At 57.2% G+C, this 21,968-nt stretch carries 16 protein-coding genes; 7 read left to right on the forward strand and 9 right to left on the reverse strand.

Annotation, left to right across the window (positions count from 1 at the left end):
• From PA598K_RS21775 to PA598K_RS21805, 7 genes are all read right to left on the reverse strand, one after another.
• Positions 1 to 1,501, reverse strand: a 1,501-nt coding sequence (locus PA598K_RS21775) for an alpha-L-rhamnosidase-related protein (protein WP_148091973.1), incomplete at its 3' end; no start/stop codon positions are given.
• A 154-nt stretch (positions 1,502 to 1,655) separates the two neighbouring features.
• Positions 1,656 to 2,732, reverse strand: a complete 1,077-nt coding sequence (locus PA598K_RS21780) for an alpha/beta hydrolase family protein (protein WP_221414168.1) — start codon at positions 2,730 to 2,732, stop codon at positions 1,656 to 1,658.
• A gap of 13 nt (positions 2,733 to 2,745) precedes the next feature.
• Positions 2,746 to 4,854, reverse strand: a complete 2,109-nt coding sequence (locus PA598K_RS21785) for a beta-galactosidase (RefSeq protein WP_128658988.1) — start codon at positions 4,852 to 4,854, stop codon at positions 2,746 to 2,748.
• A gap of 27 nt (positions 4,855 to 4,881) precedes the next feature.
• A complete protein-coding gene (locus tag PA598K_RS21790) occupies positions 4,882 to 6,492 on the reverse strand; it encodes an extracellular solute-binding protein (protein WP_185602154.1) in 1,611 nt (536 codons plus the stop codon).
• Positions 6,493 to 6,668: 176 nt separating this feature from the next.
• Positions 6,669 to 8,171: a helix-turn-helix domain-containing protein gene (locus tag PA598K_RS21795; protein ID WP_128658990.1), complete on the reverse strand. Its 1,503-nt coding sequence runs from the start codon at positions 8,169 to 8,171 to the stop codon at positions 6,669 to 6,671.
• On the reverse strand, positions 8,168 to 10,027 hold the full coding sequence (locus PA598K_RS21800) for a sensor histidine kinase (protein WP_128658991.1): 1,860 nt from the start codon (positions 10,025 to 10,027) through the stop codon (positions 8,168 to 8,170). Before PA598K_RS21800 ends, PA598K_RS21795 begins: the two co-directional genes overlap by 4 nt.
• 44 nt (positions 10,028 to 10,071) lie before the next feature.
• On the reverse strand, positions 10,072 to 10,950 hold the full coding sequence (locus PA598K_RS21805; protein ID WP_128658992.1) for an AraC family transcriptional regulator: 879 nt from the start codon (positions 10,948 to 10,950) through the stop codon (positions 10,072 to 10,074).
• 133 nt (positions 10,951 to 11,083) lie between these two features.
• Between PA598K_RS21805 and PA598K_RS21810 the strand changes: the two genes are divergently transcribed.
• From PA598K_RS21810 to PA598K_RS21825, 4 genes are all read left to right on the forward strand, one after another.
• Entirely contained in the window at positions 11,084 to 13,318 is a 2,235-nt protein-coding gene (locus tag PA598K_RS21810) for an alpha-L-rhamnosidase (protein WP_128658993.1), read from the forward strand.
• A gap of 63 nt (positions 13,319 to 13,381) precedes the next feature.
• Positions 13,382 to 14,428, forward strand: coding sequence for a copper amine oxidase N-terminal domain-containing protein (locus PA598K_RS21815; protein ID WP_128658994.1), 1,047 nt, complete (start codon positions 13,382 to 13,384; stop codon positions 14,426 to 14,428).
• A 101-nt stretch (positions 14,429 to 14,529) separates the two neighbouring features.
• Positions 14,530 to 14,871, forward strand: a complete 342-nt coding sequence (locus tag PA598K_RS21820) for a cell filamentation protein Fic (RefSeq protein WP_260405537.1) — start codon at positions 14,530 to 14,532, stop codon at positions 14,869 to 14,871.
• A gap of 197 nt (positions 14,872 to 15,068) precedes the next feature.
• Entirely contained in the window at positions 15,069 to 15,983 is a 915-nt protein-coding gene (locus PA598K_RS21825) for a phosphotransferase (RefSeq protein ID WP_128658995.1), read from the forward strand.
• A gap of 74 nt (positions 15,984 to 16,057) precedes the next feature.
• On the opposite strand, the gene PA598K_RS21830 is transcribed toward PA598K_RS21825, so the two are convergent.
• Complete coding sequence (locus PA598K_RS21830; RefSeq protein WP_128658996.1) at positions 16,058 to 18,760, reverse strand: CARDB domain-containing protein; 2,703 nt, start codon at positions 18,758 to 18,760, stop codon at positions 16,058 to 16,060.
• Positions 18,761 to 18,955: 195 nt separating this feature from the next.
• On the opposite strand from PA598K_RS21830, the gene PA598K_RS21835 reads away from it, so the two are divergent.
• Complete coding sequence (locus PA598K_RS21835) at positions 18,956 to 19,297, forward strand: ArsR/SmtB family transcription factor (protein WP_260405538.1); 342 nt, start codon at positions 18,956 to 18,958, stop codon at positions 19,295 to 19,297.
• A gap of 103 nt (positions 19,298 to 19,400) precedes the next feature.
• Positions 19,401 to 20,192 (forward strand): SDR family NAD(P)-dependent oxidoreductase, encoded by a 792-nt coding sequence (locus PA598K_RS21840; protein ID WP_128659016.1) that lies wholly within the window; start codon positions 19,401 to 19,403, stop codon positions 20,190 to 20,192.
• Between the two features lie 132 nt (positions 20,193 to 20,324).
• Here PA598K_RS21840 and PA598K_RS21845 read toward each other — a convergent pair whose 3' ends face one another.
• Positions 20,325 to 21,110 (reverse strand): SDR family NAD(P)-dependent oxidoreductase, encoded by a 786-nt coding sequence (locus PA598K_RS21845; RefSeq protein WP_376739058.1) that lies wholly within the window; start codon positions 21,108 to 21,110, stop codon positions 20,325 to 20,327.
• Between the two features lie 172 nt (positions 21,111 to 21,282).
• Between PA598K_RS21845 and PA598K_RS21850 the strand changes: the two genes are divergently transcribed.
• Positions 21,283 to 21,930 (forward strand): TetR/AcrR family transcriptional regulator, encoded by a 648-nt coding sequence (locus tag PA598K_RS21850; protein WP_128658997.1) that lies wholly within the window; start codon positions 21,283 to 21,285, stop codon positions 21,928 to 21,930.
• Positions 21,931 to 21,968: the final 38 nt, after the last annotated feature.

The following is a 21,968-nucleotide window of genomic DNA, read 5'->3' on the forward strand; positions in this document are numbered from 1 at the left end:
CGATATCGTCCGACCAATCGATGAAGCCCCACCAGCCGTCCCGATCCGCCCTCGCGAACAATCCGCTCTCGTCCTCTTGACGCTCGAACCAGTCCGCCAGCCGAACGGCATGCGGCCAGATCTCCCGCAGGAACCGGGCATCCCCCGAATAGGAATAGTACTCCCATGCGCCGAGCAGCCAGAACGCGCAGAAGTCCGGCAGCAGAAACGGATTGCGCAGCGGTCCGGTGCCGGGGATGGAGCCGTCGTCATTCTGGATTCGCGCCGACTGCAGCAGCGACTTGCGGACGATCTCCGGATTGCGATACGTCTGGTACGCGACTTTGGCCATCACGACAGCATCGGCCACCCAAAGGGCTGCTTCGCGATGCGGACAGTCCTCGAAATGATGCTGGCTGTTCACAACGGTGGTGTACCGTCCCGTCTCCCAGATCCGGTTCAGCTTGTCGTCGCTGCAGCGAAAGCTCGGCTCGCCCTCGTACGGATAGTGAACGAAACGAACGTCAAGCCGCTGGAGTCGAAGTTCGGCAGGCGTCGCCATCGCTGCGATCCTCAGATAGCGGAAGGCCCGACGGCCGAAGGGAGACAGCTTGTTGCGCCCCTTCCGCAACAGGAACGTGTCGGTCAGCAGCAGCTCCAGCGATTCCCCATAGAACATCTGGACGACCCCGCCCTCGTCCGCTTCGAGCTCCACCTCCGGGAAGCCGACGACCTCCGCGCCGAAATCATACGTAATCTGCGGCAGCGAGCCCGGAACAGAGGCATCGAGGACAACCGCCCCGCCTCCCGCATCGTCTCGCAATACAGCCTCGGGTCGCTCCAGTCGTCCCAGATAGGCTTCTGCGGCGACGACCGCCACAGGCTGCACAAGGGTCTCTCGCAATAACGGAATCTCGCGGGGCAGCAAGCGGGGCCATGGACCATCCGGCTGCTCCGCCCGGGCGACGACGACGGCCGTCGGCCAGTCGGAATCGTCGTAATCCGCGCGTTCCCAGCCGTCCTCCGCCTGAAGGTCGACGATCTCGCGATATCCGCCCCACAGATGCAATCGGCTGGCCTTCGACTGCCATCGGGGAGAGCGCCGGCACGGCCAATCCGCCCCGCTTGCGATCGAGCGCGTCGGCGCAGCGGCGTCCTCTGCCGTATCGAATAGATCGATCTGACAGATCGCCCCGCCAGGACCTTGGAGCTGCTCCGTCACGATCTGCTCTCGTCCGAAATTATGGGCGAGGATCGCCACGACGTTGGCTCCGGCATGCAGATGCTCCACGATGCTGTACGTATCGTAAGACATCCACGCCAGGTCGGCGGGCGCGGGCCCTCTTCCGATCGGATGACCGTTCACGTACACCTTGTATGCCTGATTGGCCGAGATGCGCAGCGTCGCGCGCGTCGGGAGCGACGTCAAGTCGAAGCGCTTGCGCGTTTCCACGTATACGTTATTCTCATCTCCCCCTTCGTTTACCCATATCCAAGCCGCCTGCCAGTTGTCTCTATCCATAGGTGACGCCCTCCTGCTTGTTTCATCAAGCCTTTTTATAATAAGTATACTTATAAAAGTATAATATACTTTTATTCATTGGCCTGCAACAAGTATGATCGAAGCGGGAAACTAAAAAAAGCGGTTAAGCAGGTGTCCCCGCTTAACCGCTCCTTCACCGACCTAACCATCGCTTCGCGAAATCATAGGTTCGGTCGCCGTTCCATACATGCCCGCCCGCAAAGATATGATGGACGAGGCGCTCCTCCGTCCCCGTCAGCCTGTAAGCCTGAGCGGCGATGTCCACCTGTTCGACGACATTGTCCACGCCCCGCTCGCCATTGAGCGGATCTTGATCTCCCGTCTCGATCAGCAGCGACCGCGGCGCGATCAAGGCGGCGATATCGCCCATGTCCACGCGCTCCCATAACCCGGGAACATAGTTGCAGGAGCAGTTGTACAGCTTCAACAAGGCGTCCTTGTACCCGTAGAAATAACCGCTGACGATCGCGCAGCTCACCCGCTCGTCGAGGGCCGACAGCCAGAGCGTCTGCAATCCGCCCCCGGACAATCCGCAGCAGCCGATACGATCCTGAGCGATATCTGCCCGGGTCCCGATATAATCGAGGAGACGCATCAGATCCCAGGTCCACATCCCGGTCAGCGACAGGCCCAGACCAATCGCCATGACGTTCAGCTGATTGCAGGTGCTGGATATGAACAGGTCCTCCTCGTCGCCCTGTCCCGACGATTCCCGACGTTCGCCGAAGCCCCTCGCATCCGGACAGAGCACCACGTACCCCCGCCGGACGAAGGATACGCCATAATCGGTATGCTCTCTGGCGATGCGCTCGGCTAGCGCGGGAATGTCCGTACGACCTGCCGGAGACAGCTTGCCTCCCGTGCCGTGTCCATGCGCCGCGATCATGCAAGGCCGTTGCTCGCCCGGCTGCAGATCGCCCGGGAGCAGCAGGTAGAACGGCATCCAGACGCCCGGCTCCGTCTGGATGAGCCATTTCTCGCGGCGGTATCCATCCTCCTGGACACTCTCCAGCCTCTCTGGCAGCAGCTCGCACGTCTCCATCCTCGCGATGCCGATCAACTCGCTCAAGTCGCTCCTCGTCTTCGTCTTCCAGGCCTCGTAGGCGTCGACATCCGACGCCGCCAATCGCAGCTTCCTTGCCTCCTTGTCGAACCTGCCTTCCAGACTGTCCATCGCTGTATAATAGGTTTTGATCGATTCCGTCCTCACTTCATGTCCTCCTTCAAGGCAAAACGTACAGTCGGCCCTCGCCCGGTGCGAACGAAGAAGACAATTCGCCGGTCGTCGCATTATAATTGGTCGCCGTCTCCAGACCGGTCGTTTTGGATACTTCAGTTACCGAAGCCGGCTTGGTGGACAAGGCAAACGATACCGTTCTTGCGTTCGCCGTATCCCGGTTGACTACCATCACATATTCCCTGCCGCTCGCATTCTTGAAGCTGCTCACGATGAGGGGCTGCGCCGGATCAACGGGCTGCCAGAAGAAGCTGGACGGCAACGCCATTGTCGAAGTCGGCAGCGTCCCGGTATGATACACCGCCTCCGAGTCGAGTCCGCTCAGCGTCGGACCGATCTTGAACAGCTCGGCATTGATCGCCTGGACCGAGGCGTACAACGGCCCCTTGGAGCCATCGGGGAGGATAATCCCGTCATGGAACGACTCGCCTTGGCCGCTCGGCGTCTCGTAGGTGAAGTAGTTGATGCCTTTTGCGCCGTAAGCCAGACTGGTGTAGACATTATACCTTACCTCATTGTCCGATGGCGAACGCAATCCGCCCGTTATCCCGACCGATTGGATATAAGTCCAGAAATCCAGGGATGCCAACTGCGCTTGTCGCCGGATAATCTCGAGATTCGTATAATATTCTCCGCTAAAGCCGCCGCTTGCGCTGAATGGATAATGATCGAACATGAGCACGTCCGGCTGCTTGCTCGCCCAGCGATACACGTAGTCTTCATAGGAGAAAGGGAGCAGGTTCTGATTGAGGGCAAACCAGAAATCCCCGTTGAGCGGCGTGCCCGAGGCATAGGCCGTGCCGTCCTTCTCCCATTGCGTGCCGTTCGCGGAACGGATGACCCAGCCGACAGCATTGTCGCCGCCCCCGCCATGGGTTAATTCCCAATAGTACACCGTGTTCGGGGTGACCGCAGCATTCACCTCAAATAGAGGAAAGCTCGTGGACGAGCCGGACAAGGTGCTCTGACCGAGCAGCGTCGTCTTGGCCGCCGAGTCCCATAGCTTCAGCGTCAGCGGTTCGTTGCTGCCCCACTGACTATGGTCGATATACAGTTGAATCGTCGAGATATGCGTCGTCCCTGCGTTGGTCTTAAACGATTGGCCAAGCGCGCTGCCAGGCGTCACATACTCGCCGGTCTGGGCGCCGAATCCGAGATTGGCCGCATAGGTCGGCAACAGATTGACGTAGGTCATATGGTTCGGATCGGCCTGTCTGAAATTCTCCATCGTGCTATGCAGCCCTGCCATTGCCGATGCGGAAGGCTCATCCATCAGATTGTAACCCAGCAGTCCGGGGTTGGAGGAATAATGGGAGACGATATCGTTCACCGTGGCCATCGAAGGCACCACGCTGCCGCTGTACATCTTCTGTCCGTAATTCAGCTTGAACCAGAAATCGTAATTGCTCAGCGCCGTTCCATTCTGATACGCCGTCCCTCCGGCGTATACGTCGGCCGTATTGCCGACGACCCAGCCGATGTTGGAGGTACTGTCGCTCGTCAGCTCGACATAGTAGATCGTATTCGGTTCGAGCCATTTGTATAATTTGAAGAGGGGATAATTATCCTCTACGGGCCCTGTAATCGAGTCAGAGCCGATCAGCTCCGTTTTACTGGGCGAGTTGTACAGGCTTAAGGTCAGCTTCCTGCCGGTCGTCCATTGCGTTTTGTCGATATAGAGCTGAATCGTATCGATCGCCACATCCCGTTCGTCGGGCGTCGTGAACGTCTGGCCGAGCGAGTTGGCGCTCGACACGTATTTGCCGTCATTGCCGACCGTTTGCCCGACCGTGAACTTATGCGAGCCGAGCCGGTCGTCCTGGACGATACACTTCAACCCTTGCGCCGCGCACTGCGCCAGCGCCGCATCGTTCTGATCATACCAATATACGCCGTTGGAGAGCAGCACGTAGGTGGCATTCATGTCTTTGATCTCCTGGTATTTGGCGCTTGTCGTCTCCTCAGGGCTTGGCGACCAGAAGATGCCGATCGGGAACGGCCCGACATCGGGCACTGCGGCTTGCACGGATGTCCCCATGGCCAAGCCGGCCACAGCAACGGATAGGATCGCGATTTTCCTCGTCATACGCTTCATGTTATGCGCCTCTCCCTCCGCTCCGGTTTATGGGAGCCTGTTCATTTCTGTTAACTGCCGGGAAGCCTCGTCGAGCAGTTGCTGTCCCCCGGCCTCCAGCCATCTTTGCCTGAATGCGTCGTAGTCGTCTGTCTTGCCCAGAATATACGCGATGTCGAACGCCTGCGTCAGCTTCTTCAGATCCGATGTCATCTGCGTATCGAGATGCAGCAGCTCGTGATAATTGGTGTAGCTGGCCAAGCTCTTCGCCTTTCCGTCCAATGCCAGCTGCTTCTGGTCCGCAAGGCCGGGACGATCGGTCTGCCCCTCGAGCACTCCATCCTGGCTGGTCGCGACCCACGTCCCCCAATCATGCGCGCCGATCTTCTCTTTTCGGTACGGATCGTTTTTCAGACTGATGTATTTTGCTCCATCCTCGAGAGCGGTCACAGTTTGCCCATTGACGCCTACGCCCCAACGAAGCGCCCAGTACCCTTCGGTCGGATACACGGTCGCATCGAGGAAGGTCAGGATGCGCGCCATCTTCTCCGGATCTTTCGCGGCCTGCGCGGATACGGCCAGCATACCTCCCGCGATCGGGGCGGGCGGACGCTTGCCGCCGAGCTCCGAGCCTTTCGGAATCTGCATCGCATCCCACCACGCGACCGTACTGCCGGTCGCCCCGTTTGTCTTCTCGCCCTCCTGGACGATGATGCCCGGGTAGTGAACGATACCGATCTTGCCCTCGTATAACCTCCGCTTCCGCTGCTCCCAGCTCTGCGTATACCAGTCGGGATCGATCAGCTGCTCCTGGACGAGGGTTCGCATGAACGCAAGAAATTTCAAGTGCGTCCCGTTGACGACAGAGTGCTGCGCCATGCCGTCCGGACCGACATGGAAGCCGGTCGGACCATACATCGATTCGAGCACGCCGATCTCGCCGACATCGCTGCCCGCGCCTGCGGAGCTGATCCCCCAGGTATCGTCCAGTCCGTTGTTGTCCGGATCGTCATAGGTGAAGCTGCGCAGTACGTCGAGCAGCTCGACATCTGTCGTCGGCACAGGCAGCTGCAGCGCGTCCAGCCAGTCCTTGCGCAGCATCAACGTCCATGTGTATTCATCCGGCAGCTTCGGCAACCCGATCACCTTGCCATCGACCGTCGCATACGCCTTCATCTGGTCGCTCCACGTTCGCGTCACGTTGGGAAGCCTGGTCAGATAGGGCGTCCAGTCGTCCAGCAGCACCCCCTGCTTGTGCAGCTTCGCGATCAGGCTGCGGTCCCATGCGAAGATCAGATCAGGCTGCTCGGCGGACGCGAAGCGCACGAGCAGCCTTGCCTCCAGATCTCCGACTGGCATGGCGTTCATCGTCATGTCGATCTTGTATTGCTCTTTCATCCACTGTCTCCAGGGGTCTTCCTCATCGGTCGGAATATTGGACCATCCGTTTTCCATCATTTCCAGCCGGATCGTGTCCGTCGAAGCTTTGGATTGCAGCTTGTCGTCCGTTTCAAGCGATGACGGATTCGAGCTGCCCCCAGGCGTCGTCGGTTCGTTCCGGTCCTGGCACCCTGCAGCCGTAACCGCCAGCACCAGCGCAACTGCGAGCCACGGGGCCCGCCGCTTTTTGTTCATCTGTTCATCCTTTGTTCGTTTCATTCGTCCAGGCACCGTTCCCTTCCTCCAACGCTGCGATCGTTCCGCACCGCCGGATGAGTGACCACCTCCCTTTGTCGCCAATGACATCATTATATAGAGGAGAATTGGCCAACTTAAATAACCGGATATTGCGATAAAGGAACCGATCTTGCGAATATGGCGGCTAAATATCGGATTCACGTAGCGTCCCTGCGGTAATCGGCGGGCCCGATGCCCGTGAAGTCCTTGAATACGCGGCTGAAGTGCTTCCAGCTCTTGTAGCCGACCTGTTCGGCGACCTCATAGATTTTGGCGCCCGGCTCCCTGAGCATCTGCTTGGCTTCCTCCATACGCAGCGCCGTCACATATTCGAGAAACGTCATATCCGAGCGCTCGCGGAACAGATGGCTCAGATAATGCGGACTTACATATACTGCTGCCGCCACGTCGGCCAATGTGAACGAAGTCGTCAAATGGCCGCGAATGTACGCCTTGGCGGCTACCAGCACATGGCCCTCCAGCTTGTCCGGAGAGATCTCCTCGACGATCCGGCGGATCTGATCCTGCACGCGCTGTCGCAGCTCCGCTTCATTGCGTACCCATACCCACTTCAGGATCAGATCGGCCGTCGCTTGCGCGCGCAGCATCGAAGACGCCGACTGCCGCTCCTCCATTAGCTCATACATGATCAGCAGCATCGCTTCCATCCCACGCACCAACGAGCCGGCGTCCCCTCGCTCCAGCCAAGCGTCGAGCCGTCTACTCGCCTCGGTCTGCAAGGCCGCTTCGTTGGCGGTCTCAAGTGCCGCCAGCAACGCGTGCCATTCGGTCTTCATGCGTTCGCCGCCTCTCTCCTGGTCCGCATCGTAGCGATAGATTCCCGAGCCGCGAAACAGGCGGGCAAGCAACGCCTGACAGGCTTGATAATAGGGCGAAGCGCCCGTGCTCCCGCGGCCGAGGGGGGCGGACATGCCGATACTGACCGACAGCTTCATGCTGTCGCGCCAAAAGGCGGTGAACCGCGCCGCGAATGCGTCCACGATCCGCTCTCCCTCCTCCTGCGAATCGGCGAAAGCGCCGATGACGAGGTTGGCATCGCCCAGTCTAACCGCATCGGCAAGATAACAGAGGTGACCGAGCTCGTCGGCGAGCTCCTCGAACACTTTGACCATGAGCCAGGACACCAGCTCCGCGCCTCCAAGCTCTTGGACTCTCGCCTCCTCCATCGTATCGATATCCGCAGCGAGGACGAGCTTCCAGGGGGCATCCATCTCCTCGAACGCCGTTCTCGGCATGTTTTTGCGTCTCGTCCGCAGCCTGTGAGTGCTATGATCCGCCGCGCGCAGCAGCGCGCGCTCCAGCTCCTGCTCGTCTACCGGCTTCAGCAGATAATCGACCGTCGAGAGTCGCAGCGCCCTCTGCATATAGGCGAAGTCCCCGTACCCGCTAAGTACGATGATCTGGATCGCTGGATACCGATAGCGGATCGTCTCCGCCATCCCCAGCCCGTCCATGCCCGGCATCCGAATATCCGTAATGACGATCTGAGTCTCCGTACCGCCGAGGAACTCCAGCGCAGCGATCGCATCCCCCACCGCGCCGACTACCTCGATGCGGGTATCGTCAACCGTCATCGCGCCGAGTATGACACGCAGCCCTTCCCTGATCTCCTGTTCGTCGTCAACGATCAGCACCTTCATCCTGGACCACCCCCTCCGTCTGCGACGTTCCCTTCTCCCGATAGCGGGATATAGATCGATACGACCGTTCCCGCCCCCTCGATGCTCTCGATATACATTTCGGCTCGGCTCCCGTAGATGAGCTGGATTCGCTGATACACATTACTCAGACCGATACGTCTCCCGTCCTGCCCTTCCTTCCTCGCGGCGTGGTGCTGGAGCGACTGCACCAGATCATGCAAGCGATCGGGAGGGATGCCCTTGCCTTCATCGATGACGTAACAGATCATGTGATCGCCTTGCTTCTTCAAGCGCACCGTGACGCGAATCCGATGATCGTAAGGCGAGGCGCTATGCGCAATCGCGTTCTCGACGAGCGGCTGCAGCAGCAGGCTCGGGAACGGAACGTCCATGAGCGCCTTATCGACCTCGGTCTTGACGCTCAGTCGGTCGCCAAAGCGGAGCTGTTGGATACGAAGGTAGTTCTCGATGAAGTCCATCTCCGTTTTTACGTGTACCCGCTCCTGGAGGTTGGCCGCATGATACCGGAGAAGCTGACCGAGCGCGACCAGCGCTTGCTCGCCTTTTGCAGCATGGCCCTTGCGGATGGTCATACGGATCGTCTCCAGCGCGTTATGCAGGAAGTGCGGGTTGATCTGGCTTTGCAGGGCGCGTATTTCGGCTTCCTGATGGAGCAGCTTTTCTTGCATTACCTCGCTGAGCAGCACCTGGATTCGCTTCATCATTTGCCGATAGGCTTGCTCTAGCTGTCCGATCTCGTCATAGCCGACTTGCCCGGCATGGACGGACGGCGTAGCCAGGTCCACCTGTCTTCTGCTCAGCCGGATCAATCGCCGCAGCGGATTCGTCATACGGATGGAGAGCATCGCCGAGAGCAGGATCACGCCGAATACGCCAAGCGCGATCCAGGCTACGATCCAGTCCTTGACCTGATCGACCTCTTGGCTGACGTTCTGGAGCGGGATCACGCCGACGACCTTCCACCCGCTCGCTGCGGAGCGATTATAGCTGACCAGCATCTGCTCGCCCGCTATCGTCTGGATGCTTGATCCCGAATTGTCCCGCGCCTCCGACCAGTCCGCTCCGTAAGCGCTTTCCCATTCTTTTCCTAACTGACTGTGATCGGAGGCGAAGACGATCCGGTTGCGATGATCGACGACATAGAGCCTGGCGTTCGCGCCAAAATCGATCCCGTGCATAATGTCCCGGATGGAGTCGAGCGTGCCGACAATTTGCACGATGCCGCTGAGCGTCTTCGAGTTGGGGCGACGAATCGGCTGAACGACCGAAAAGGCGTCATAATCCCCTATAAACGGATTGTCGCCAAATAACTGGAATGAAATGGTGCCAAGCACGGTCGGCGTGTATTGATCAAGATCGATGTCGCCATACCACGGTTGCGTCTCATAGGCTGCTTCAAGCCAGATGCCGCCTGCCGATTGCCGGACATAGACTTGCCCCGAGCGGCTATAGAACAGTCCCACGACATATTCCTTGCCGGGATTCGAGGTGATGAAGGACAGGGCTTCATGGAGCTTGATCGTATCCTCCAGCCGCCGCTCCGCTCCAGATCGTTCGAAGCCGTCCAGCGCCTCCTCGATCAGCGAGCTGTAGGGCTCGAGCAGCGCCATCTGGGAGAGGGATTTGACATCGTCGACATAGTTCTCCAGCCTGACGTTCACTTGGTCGAGCACTTGGGGGATGTAGTTTTTGATCTGGGTCTCCATGGCCTGACGAGAGATATGGTACGATACGAGCCCGACCACGATGACGATGAACGTCAGCAGCAGCGAAAATACGATCGCCAGCTTGTAGGCGATCGGCCAATGCCTGAATTGCCAACCGTTTATGCGCACGCAATGTTGCCTCCCCTGTTGTGTTGTGCTTGATGGCGCAAGGATCAATTCCTCTTCTCGATGAACAAGGAATGACGATGCTCGCGATACTGGGCAGGCGAATACCCGGTCTTCTTCTTGAAGAGGGCGTGGAAAAATTTCAAGTCGCGGTAGCCTACGAGGGTGGCAATCTCTTGAATCGAATAAGCGGGCTGCCCCAGCAGCTCGATGCTTTTTTTGATCCGCACATTCTGGATATATTCCTTGAACGTCTGTCCGGTCACCTGCTTGAAATGCTTCTGCATATAGCTGACGCTGGTCGAGATCAACTGCGCCGCTTGCGTCAGGGTAATCGGCTGGTCGAAGTGCCGGTCGATAAAGTCCAGGATCGCGCCGATCCCCGAAGCAGCCGGCAGGCCTTGCGACGGACGCGTCTCCAGACGGTACAAATAGACGAGCAGCGCGGTGAGCTGGGCGTACAACACTGCCTCGAAGCCTGCTTCTCGGGCGCAATACTCGCGGTGCATCGCCTCCATAAGCTGCTGTGCGGTCGACTCTGTATCTCTATAATGGGAATAGCGCAGATCGTTCGGGGCCAGGATGGCGGATAGCTCTGCGGGCAACGGATAGGCTAGCGCCAGTTGGCGAGGAAGCCGCTCGTCGAACAAGCAATTGTAGACGATCAGCTCGTCCTTGGTCGACGCCGAGGCGGGGCGATACACATGCTCGGTGCCGATCGGAATGACGAACAGATCGCCCTTCTCCGCTACGATGCAGTCGTCGCCAATATAATGAAATCCCTTGCCCTCGGCCACATATTGAAGCTCGATGAAGGTATGCAGATGAAGCGGCAAGCCAAAGGACTCCCGCTCGCGCGTAATATGCATCGGGAACCGATCGTCCCAATAATCTTCGCCAACGAGTACACGCCTGTCGCCGCTCATCGTCCCCCGCTCCTCTCCGCCGCAAAAAATAAGATTGCCCTATTCATAGCACAGATTGCCCTCTATAAACAAGCAAAATTGCTATGCTATGCTGAGGAAAGCAGCAAGAACTGTTGATTAGAGGAGGAGCTTCATGAAGTGGGAAGCACAATGGATATGGCGTAGCAACGACGTTCAAATCAATGATTTTGCCTATTTCCGCAAGACGTTTACGATGTCGGCGCAACCAGCGTCGGCGCAGCTGTATGTCTCTTGTCACCATTATGCGAAGGTGTATGTGAATGGGGTCCGGCTTGGCGGGTACGGCACGCCTGCGCCTACCGATCCCGAGCGCAGAAAGCTGTACACGTCCTACGAGGTGGCGCACCTGCTGCACGAGGGCGACAATTGCATCACGGCCGATGCGCATTATCTGGGGGGCGACTGTCAAAACTCGGTGAACGGTCTGCCGGGCTTCCGGCTGGAGCTGCATTGGCAGGATGCGGATGGCGAGACGTCCAGGCTACTCTCGGATACGAGCTGGCAGACGCTCCTCGATATGCCGCATCAGATCGGCGCGCCGTACCAGCAGAACCGGAGAATCTCGGCGATCGAAGCATACGACGCCAGGAAGCTGGACGCGCAGTGGCGATATGCGGGAGGCGCATTCGACGCTGTGTCTGCATCTGCTCAGTTGGCTGCGATAGGCGCGGACGAGTGGCCGATGCAGGCGCAGACGATACCCGAAGGGCAGATCGGGGAGGAGATGATCCCTGAGCAGCTCGGCGTATTGTGCGGTAGCGAGGAGGAAGGAACCGTACAGATCTTCGATGCGGGCCGCGTCGTCAGCGGCTGGCCGCGCATCCGACTCAAGGGCTATGCCGGCGTCACGCTTCGCATGCGCTACTCCGAGAATCTCGACTCGCAGGGACGCGTGGGGCATAACGTAGCCAATGAACACTCCGACACATACTATGACGAATATACGATGCGCGGCGACGAGGTGGAAAGCTGGCAGCCCGATTTTTCGTATAAGTCGTTTCGGTTTGTCGAGATTACCGGTTACCCCGATCCCATAACAGCGGCAATGGGCGATCTCGTCGTATGCGCGGCTCATACCGCCCTGCCCTACGTTGGGCATTTCGTATGCTCGGACGAGCTGCTGAATCGCTTGTATGAAGCCGCGATTCATACACAGAAGAACAATATGCTCGGGCAATTCGTCGATTGCCCACACCGCGAGCAGGCGCAATACCTGGCAGATACCGAGCTGCAATCCGAGCTGCTGCTCTATAATTTCGATGCGGTTGCCATGCTGGACAAAACCTTATCCGACTTTGCCGATGCGCAGCTGCCGGACGGCACATTCCCCTTCGTCGCGCCGACAACGTACGAACACCCGGATTTCCATATCCAGATCCCGGAGTGGGACCTGCACTACGCGACGTTGCTATGGAAGCTGTACGAGGCAACCGGCGAGTCGGCGCGATTAGCCGACCACTATGACACGATGGCGAGCATGATCGCCTATTACATCGGCATTATCGATCCGGACATGGGGCTCGTCCCGGTAGACAAAGGCTGGCATATTAGCGACTGGCCCTATCCGACGGTAGAGCACGAAGGGGACTTCCTGACGGTGCAGCAGATCAAGCTCGTCCAGGCGCTCGATGTGGCAGGAAGAGCGGCGGCCCTGCTGGGCAAAGCCGAAGACCGGGAGCGGTATGAAGAACAAGCCCGTGCGCTGCGAGACCGTGTCAACCAGCATCTGTATGTGCCGGAGGTCGGCGGCTACAAGGATAGTATCGCTTCCTCCGCCACCCATCAGGGGGTAAGCGCCATCGCCTTGTCCGCCGATATCGTGCCGCCGGAGCTGCGCGCCCGCACGCTCGCCTATGTGAAGCAACGGGAATGGGAGTGCAACACGGTGCTGTCGCTGCCGCTGCTTCGCATGTTGTTCGACAACGGCTGCGAGGCGGAAGCCTATGCCATCCTCAACCGGCGCGAGTATCCCGGCTGGCTCCATATGATCGAGCAAGGGTCCAGGACGTTATGGGAAGGCTGGCAGGATATCGAGAGCCACTCCCATGCGTGGAACGGCTATCCTCCGAGACTGCTGCAAGAGTATATCGTCGGCATCCGTTCGGCAGCGCCGGGCTTCACCTCCGCCGTGATCCGACCTTATCTGGCAGCCGATCTAACCTTTGCCGAGGCGACCATTTGGACCGCTCAGGGCAATATTCATGCTCGCTGGGAAAAGGCCGCTTCCGGTCAACTTCTCGTCACGACTCATATTCCTCCGGGCGTATCCGCACGGCTGGAGCTGACTATTGGCGATCAGGTGATAGAGCAGGATCTAATGACAGGCGTGAGCGAGTTGGCTTTTTAGGACCTTGCTTCATCCCTGGAGGTTTCGGATAATGGATGTAAAAGAGGAAGGAAGGGATTACCGATGAAAAAACGTCCGTCCACCCTGTTATGCGCCATCCTGGCGCTCGTCCTTGCCATCATGCCGTTCCAGGCGGTCCATGCGGATTCGCCTGTCACCTCCACCGACTTTTATGTAGCGTATGCGGATGAAGCGATCGTCCAGACGGCGCGCGCTTCGCGCGTCATGACGCCGGAGCTGGCGTCGTACTTGGCGGATGAGGATCAGCCGCTCGCCGTGCGCGCCGCCGTGATCAATGCCATCGGATGGGAAAGCGAACGGACGGAAAGAGCCGAGACGTTCGCGCAACTGACGTATAACAAGCCGCTGACCGAGCTCGCCAAGACCGACCTGCGCGGCGACGAGCGGTTTGTAATCGGTTATTTGCTGGCGATGGACGATTACCTGGATACAAACGAGGCAGAGGTTTGGTTGGCGGACGCCAGACCGCTGCTGCCGGACAGCTTTACCGTGGCGTTGATCCATGCTCTGATCCAGGCGCAAGGCGAGATGAAGAACGCTGCCGGATGGCCGCAGGTATGGCGGACGGTGGCCGAGGTGGCGTTCGATCCGGACCTGCAGATGGATATGCGGCCGGAAGCCGCCGAGATCATCATCGATTATATGGTGAGCTACAGCGACAAACGGGTGATCAACCCGTTTGCCGAAGAAAGCCGCTTGACGCTGTATATCGGAGCAAGCGAATTCGCGCTCAACGGCGAGATGTTCGAGATCGATCCCGGTTACGGCACGGCCCCGGCCTTGGTGGACGGCGGAGCCTACTTGCCGGTTCGTTTCCTGACGGAGGCGGTCGGCGGTACGGTCGGCTGGGACGCAGCTACGCAAACCGTGACGGTCGATACGGCGCATGTGACGATGGAATTGCAAATCGGAGCGACGACCGCCGTCGTCAACGGCAAGGAACAGCAGCTGCTCGGCTCCCCCTACATCGCCAATGGCCGCACAATGCTGCCGTTCCGTTTCATCGGCGAGGCGCTTGGCTTTGACGTATCCTGGAATGGCGCAAACAGCGAAATCGGGTTAACGCTGAAGTCGCAATCCCATAGCTAAAGGCAGCATGACGGCGAATACGGCCGTCGGCTACCATGTTTAGCAAAAGCTCCTTGTGATATAATGGGAATCATGTGCCGGGTTAAGGAGATGTAGGGATCATGAACTTCGACAAAATTAACAATTTAAAAATAGAGTTAGATTCGCTTCGACCACTCCCGGCTGCAGGCGTGCGAAATTTAGACGAGATTTACCGTGTAGAGTGGACTTATCATTCTAATGCTATTGAGGGAAATACATTGACCCTGCTTGAAACCAAGCTGGTTTTGGAAGAGGGTCTTACGATTGGCGGTAAGAAATTACGAGAGCATTTCGAGGTTATCAATCATGCAGAGGCCATTCACTACGTGAAGGACATCGTTAACCGAGAGCTAGCATTGTCTGAATATGTAGTGAAGTCGATTCATCAGCTTGTGCTGAGAAATATCGATGACAACGCTTGAAGAAGCCAGTGTCCATGATAACCTAAATCCGTTCATTCACTTGATTGCGGAATGCGTAGAGGAGAGCTTGCTAAAATATATTTCCGTTGTCAAGTGATCCCCAACCAAATATCCGAAGCCTTAAACAGCAAGCGCAGGGCTCTCCCCCAGCATCTGCTGTTTTTTGCATTATTCTCGCGCGAGGAGGCAGACAATCCATGGGAGGAACGAATGTATGGGATGCGGAGTGGGAGGTTAACGAAGAGCAGGCGCGGACGCTGATCGGCAGGCAATTCCCTCAGCTATCATCGAAGCAAGTGAAGCGATTGGGCTGGGGCTGGGACAATACGGTTTTTCTCGTCGGTGACGAGTACGTCTTCCGATTTCCAAGAAGAACGTTTGCAGTTGGCTCGATTCGTATGGAAGGGAAGCTGCTGCCGAAGCTGGAGGCCTATATGACCCTCCCCTATCCGAAACCGTTGTTTTATGGCGAAGCAAGTGACGAATATCCGGCACCATTTCTTGGCTATGCCCACGTGCCAGGAGATTTCCCAATCGGTTTGACGGAAGAACGCCGGGCTTTATCGGCAGAGACGCTGGCGATATTTTTGCAGAGATTGCATGAGTTTCCGGTGCAGGCGGCGCTGAAGTGCGGAGTTCAGCAAGATCATCGAAACTTGACGGACATCGCATCGCGTAAAGTGAAAATGGAGGGCTTTCTATCGAAGGTGGTTGAACACTTGTCGCCGGAGGAGTCCGGTGCGATCAAAGCTTATATTAACAGGCTGCACAAGGATCGTGTCGAGCCGGTGAATGTGCTGCTGCATGGCGATCTTCATTTCAAAAATATGCTTGTGAATGAGAACGGGATCGTTTCCGGCATTATTGATTGGGGCGATCTGAGCGTAGGCCATCCGGCTTGCGATTTGAGCGTTGCTTATAGCTTTTTACCGCCTTACGCTCGCGACGTGTTTTTCGAAACATACGGAGGAGCGGACGAGGAAACGAAGCTGTTGGCGCAACTGATCGCGGTATACATCCCCATACTGATCTTAATGCAGGCGGTAGATGACGGGAATGAAGCGATTGCGGCAGAGGCGAAATCCAACATTATGCGGGCACTGTCGGATTAGGCTCATGAAACGCAGCCCCCTTCCACATCGAGAGGGGGCTACGTTTTTTCCACTGTCATGTCTTAATGAACCTGTTAAGGCGTCTGCACCAGCACATCGTCGAAGGAAGCTGCGGCATTGTAAGCGCGCAAGCCAACCCCGCCCGTAGCGAGACTGCTGTCGACCAGGCTGAATCGCTTCGCGCCATCCAGATACGCCGTAATCGTCGTCCCCTCGAACCTCAGACCAAAGGTATGCCAGCTGCCGCTCGCTATGGTCTGATCGACGCTGCGCAACACATAATTGTTGCCGTTCACGAGCTTGAGCAGTTGGAGCTGCTGGGTCGTCCAGTTATAACGCAGATAGTACATATTGTTGGCATCCTGATAGCGACCGAGCAGCCCCGCCGACGGGGTAGCTCCGCTGCCGACGCTATCGATCCGCACTGCCGCCTTGACGAAATAATCGCTCCAGCCGCTGCCGGCATAGGTCGCCAGGTGCAAGCCGTTCGCCAATGTCGAGCGATACACCTGCTCCGTCCCGCCGGCCTGCCATGGCCCGCCTGTCGTGCTCCAGCCGCTCGCTGCTCCGCTGGCGAACGTATCGGCAAAGGCCGTGTTCCAGATCAGGAGCGACTTGGTGCGCGTATTGTTGTACTCCTGGGCTTCAGTTAGCTGCGAGGTCGCATCGGCGATAGCCGCGATCGTATACGTCCCGGCCGCCGATGGCTGCCAGCTTTGTGAGCTGCCTGCCGACACAGTGGCCTTCTCCCCCGGCTGCAGTGCAGGTATCGGTACAGTGGCTACAGCCGTACCATCGACCTGGAATTGCAGCAGCGCACCGCTCGCTGACGGGATCGCTTGCGTGCCCAGATTTTGCACCTCTGCTTGCAGTACGACAGGATCGCCCAAGGCCGGATCGCTTGGCGTCCAGTCGATCCGATTGACGACCAGATCCGGCGCGGCGGCCGCGCCGGACGGACAGGTCGTCGTCCACGTCGCGAAGTTATACGTGCATGTGCCGCTGCCGGTCTGCATCGTCAACACGCCCTGGCGCGCCTGCTGCATCCAAGGATTGTCGAGGAGCGGCCAGTTGGCATAGTCATAGGCGACCCCGTCGACGCTGCGCGCTCCGCCATAGGCGATCGTCATCACCTTGCCCTCCAGATTCGTAAAGGTCAGACTCGGATTGGTCGCCGACACACCCGAATCATCGATCGGCAGCAGCTTCACCGCATCAGCGAAGTCCTGCAGCGTGGCATAGTCCTCCGCAGGCGCCGTCTCGATGATGATGCCGTTTTTCGGCGCAGTGTTCTTGAACCAGCGGTAGCGCCCGTCGTCCTCGAAGAACGTATACGAGCCCGCCGTCATCTTGGCCCCGATATAGACCGGACCGGCATCCATGAAGATCCAGCCCGCTTGCTCCGACACGTCCTCCAGCGCGGTCTTGGAGACGAGGCCGCGGATATAAGGATAGGCGTCATTGGCCTGCATCTTGATGACCGATACCTGAGTGCCCTTGTATTGCAGGGTCTGCATATTGCCCGTCGCGCCATCGAGCCGGAGCTGCCCCTGTACATTGGCATTGGACGTATCCTTGTGCGGCTGGTTGATGAAGAAGGTGCTGTTCGGCTGATCGGATACCCACTTCACCTGTCCTTCGTGGACCTGGTCGCGGTAGAGCGGACCGCCGCCATAGCCGTTGTAGGTGCTCGTCACGCCGTATTCCCGATTGATGTACGTATAGCGCTTGAAGCCCTCGGCATTGTCGCCGCCTACATCGGAGGTCTCGCGGTGGACATAATCGGTCGTCCGCTCGTGCGCGGCGTTCACCACCGATGCCGGGGGGCGGTAGCTGGAGATCGCCGCCGAGATCGCGAAGATACCATCCGGATACCACTCATTGTTCGACTCCAGGAAGCGCATGAAGGTCGCCGGCTGCTCCCCGCCGAAGTACAGCCAGCCCAGGATCAGGCTCTCAGACGGATGCTTGGGCTCGAACTCGGGCGTGACCATACGGAAGCTCGACGTCACATGATAGCCCTCCAGCCATTCCGGCGCCCACTGCGCCAGCAGCCAGTCGTAGGTCAGCTTCGCCTTGTTACGTATCTCATTGTCCGTCGCATGATCGATGAGCGACAGCAAGGAGCTGGTGTAAGACGGCATATACGTGGAGGAATCCTGCTCCATGATGCCCTCGCGCGGCACCCGATCAAAAAATTCCAGCAGCCAGTCGCGCCCTCTGTCGGCGCCGACATGCTCGGCCACCTCCGGCCACTCCTGCCCCGCCAGATAGCGGGCTACCGAGTGCATCAGATGATGATTTTCCGTCGAGCCGCCATTGTACGCGCCGGACGGATGGCCGCCGATGACCGTCTTGGCCAGCTCGCGCATCTCGGGCGTATACAGATCCTTGTACCGCAGATAGCTGTCCATCGCCGCATAGAAGTCAAAAATGTCTCCTGTACGCTCCAGCGCCTCCTGCGCCATCGTCAGCCCCCGATTGAGATTACCCAGCTCGAGGCTGGCCTCGGCAATCCAGGAGTGGTACTTCGCGTAGTTGGTGTAGCGGTTGTCGACGCCGTTCTGGATCGGAGCCTCCTCTGGCGAATGGGCGTCGAAATATTCCAGTAGTGCAGCAGCCCTCGACTCGAAGGTCGATAGCGGCGGATTGGCAGACGCGGTACCTGCGAATGGCTGGCCGCTCCACGCCCCGGCCGGGGTGACGATGGCGGCAACCGCCATCAAGCAGACGATCCATCGCGACAGCGATCTTCGCCATGCATAAGCTTTCTTCATTACAATAGCCTCCCATCAATTTGTGCAAGCGCTTACCACATTACACTATCAAATAGCGTCGCTTCAGGGAAGCAACGCTTTTGTGCAGAAACGATACATTCTTTGGGAAAGTAGTGGATTGCATTGTCAGCTTAAATCGTATAATATATTTAAGTGATCAAGTATTTGATCATTTCGACATAAGGTGGCGAAACAGTGGATCAACGTTTATTGGACAAAAAGCAAGCGCTGATGGCAGAAATCAAGCAGGCGTCCAGCCTGTTCAAAGCGATGGCCGATCCGGTCAGACAGGATATACTGATGATGTTTATGCTCCACAAGCGGATGAATGTGGCCGAAGTCGTGGAGAAAGCTTCCTTGTCCCGTCCGGCCATCTCGCATCACTTGAGAATCATGAAACAGGCGGGCCTCCTAAGCTCCGTCAAGGAGAAAACCGAGGTGTATTACAACCTTGAGTTGGGTGACTCCGTAGTGAATCAGCTGAGGACGATCGTTCAGCTTGCCGAGCAGATTTTGGAGGACCCGGCCAAATCCTGATTGCTTGACCTGACTTCTTATCTCATAGGAAGTCCTCTTCTCCACCTTTAAATGATCAAATACTTAATCATTAAATCACTTAATCATATCAGGAGGGATTATGATGACATGGAGTTATAACGGTCAGACAGCACTGGTTACAGGCGCTTCCTCGGGGATCGGCGAGGCTTTTGCACGGGAATTGGCGCGCAGAGGCTGCCATCTGGTCCTGGTCGCCCGTTCGAAAGAGCGGTTAAACCAACTGGCGCATGAACTGGAATCAGCTCATGGGGTAAAGGCGCTTGCCTTGACGGCCGATCTTGCTGACCCTGCATCTGCCGAGCAGGTGATGGGCGAGCTGAACGATCGGCAATGGCGGGTAAATATCCTTGTGAACAATGCGGGATTCGGTACGAGGGGGAGCTTTCATCAGCTGCCCCTGGACCGGCTCATACAGGAGATTCAATTAAACACGGCCACACTGACTGAACTCACACATCGCTGCCTTGGACCGATGACAGCGTCAGGGAATGGGGTCGTCATCAATGTGGCTTCGCTGACCGCCTTTCAGCCGACGCCTTATATGGCTGTGTACGGCGCTACCAAAGCTTATGTCCTCTCCTTCACGGAGGCGCTATGGGCAGAGTACCGGTCGCAGGGGGTTCGGATCGTCGCTTTATGTCCCGGAGAGACCAGCAGCTCCTTCCATCAGGTATCGGGCACGGATGATCTCAAGGGCAAGCGTATGGAGCCGGAAGAAGTCGTTCAGGCGGCTTTACGAGCGGTCGATCAGGATCGCAGCAGTACGATAGCTGGGAGAAAAAACTTTATCCTGGCGCAGTTGCCCCGCTTCTTGCCTCGACGGACCGTATTAAACGTCGTGCGGGGCATGTTCGAGCAAACGTCCTCCAAGTAATGCGTTGGAGCGGTCGCAAAAAGGCCATCCTGGGCAGATGACCTTTAAGCGATGCTCTGGTCGTGGATCGCGTCATATAGATGAACAGAGAGCTTTCACAGACACTTAACAATCTCCTGCCGACGGATGATTCTAATGACGCGGTCGGAGCATGCGTCCGACAATAAAGAGCATTTGTTTGCGTGTAAACAAGCGGGACAATTGCGTCGAGATGTAGTTGGCTATGCCAGGGACAACATACACTTTTTTTGCTTGCAGCGCGCGAAGAGCAACCTGGACGACATGCTCTGGCGTGTCTCGTTTCCCGACAGAGGCCTCATCGGCGCCAACAACGTTGAAAAACTCGGTCTCCGTCGAGCCTGGACATAAGGCCAGAAATTGCACGCCTCGGGTCCGATTTTCCTCCCATAATGCCTGGGTAAACGATAAGACGAACGCTTTCGTCGCCCCGTAGACGGCCATATTGGGAAGAGGCTGAAAACCGGCGGTGGAAGCCACGTTGATGACGACTCCGCTGTTCCGCTTCAACATATCCGGCAAAAACAAATGGGTCAGATCCACAACTGCCACTACATTAAGCATCATTTCTTCATGCTGCCTCTGGCCTGAGAGCTGTTCAAAAACGCCATACGTCGCGAACCCGGCATTATTGACGAGAATGTCCACACGCAGACCTCGATCCACGCATTGCTGATGGAGCTTTGCCGGCGCTCCTTCTTGCGACAAGTCGGACACGATGACCTGTGCTTGTATACGATGCTTTCGTTGTAATTGCTCTGCCAGCGCATTCAGCTTCGCTTCTGAACGAGCGACCAAAATCAGATGGCTCCCTCGGGCAGCAAATTCGTGCGCAAACGCTTCTCCGATCCCCGAAGAGGCACCTGTAATCAACGTCCATTTGTTTTGAGTGGGCATCATCTTATCATCGCTCCCTAAAATATCAATTAGAAACAGTGTTTCAATATGAATCATTGTATTCCAATGAATCTTTGTTGTCAATTGGATTGGCATTTTTACTTTGATCCCGGTAAAATGAAGGTTACAATGCAAGCTGCTCTACTAAACTAATGTTCTAAGGGTGTGAATCCAGATGGGCCATTCGTCCAAAAGGCCTTCCACAGAAGCTCCTGCGGTAACCACTTATCCGAATGCCAAGCTTCAGCATGCTCAACTCCTGCGGGATAACATTATTGAGGCGGCTGCATCCATCATGCAGGAGCATGGCCCTGAAGCTGTAACGATTCGCAAAGTAGCCGAGAAAATGGAATGTCCAACCAAAGTCATTTATAATTTGTTTGGCAGCAAGGAAGGCTTGGCCAAGGAGTTGTTTCTGGAAGGATGTCACTTGTTGGCCAACGCATTTCAGGAGGTTTCGGAGCATGGGGACTTGAAACAACGGCTTCACGATCTCGGACAAGCTTATTGGGAGTTCTCGCGAAACTATACCAGTTACTATATGGTCATGTTTGGCGGAGCGTTTAGCGAATTCAAACCGCAGGAGGATAGCTTCCAGGCGACGGTAACCGCCCTGCAGCAAGTGACCGCCCTGGTTGTACAGGCCATGGAGCAGGGGCTTATCGCCAAGGCAGATCCGTTACAGGTGGTTAGTCTGGTGTGGGCATCGCTGCATGGTATTATTCATCTGCATGTAGGGGGACATCTGCCAGATGCGACCGCTGCAAAAGCATTGTATGATCAAGCGTTAACTCATCTGATAGATACATTTTTCAGGAAGTAAAGTTAAAAAAAGAACAGCCGCTATCCATGGATAAATCC

Source organism: Paenibacillus sp. 598K (assembly GCF_003851045.1).
GTDB lineage: Bacteria > Bacillota > Bacilli > Paenibacillales > Paenibacillaceae > Paenibacillus_D.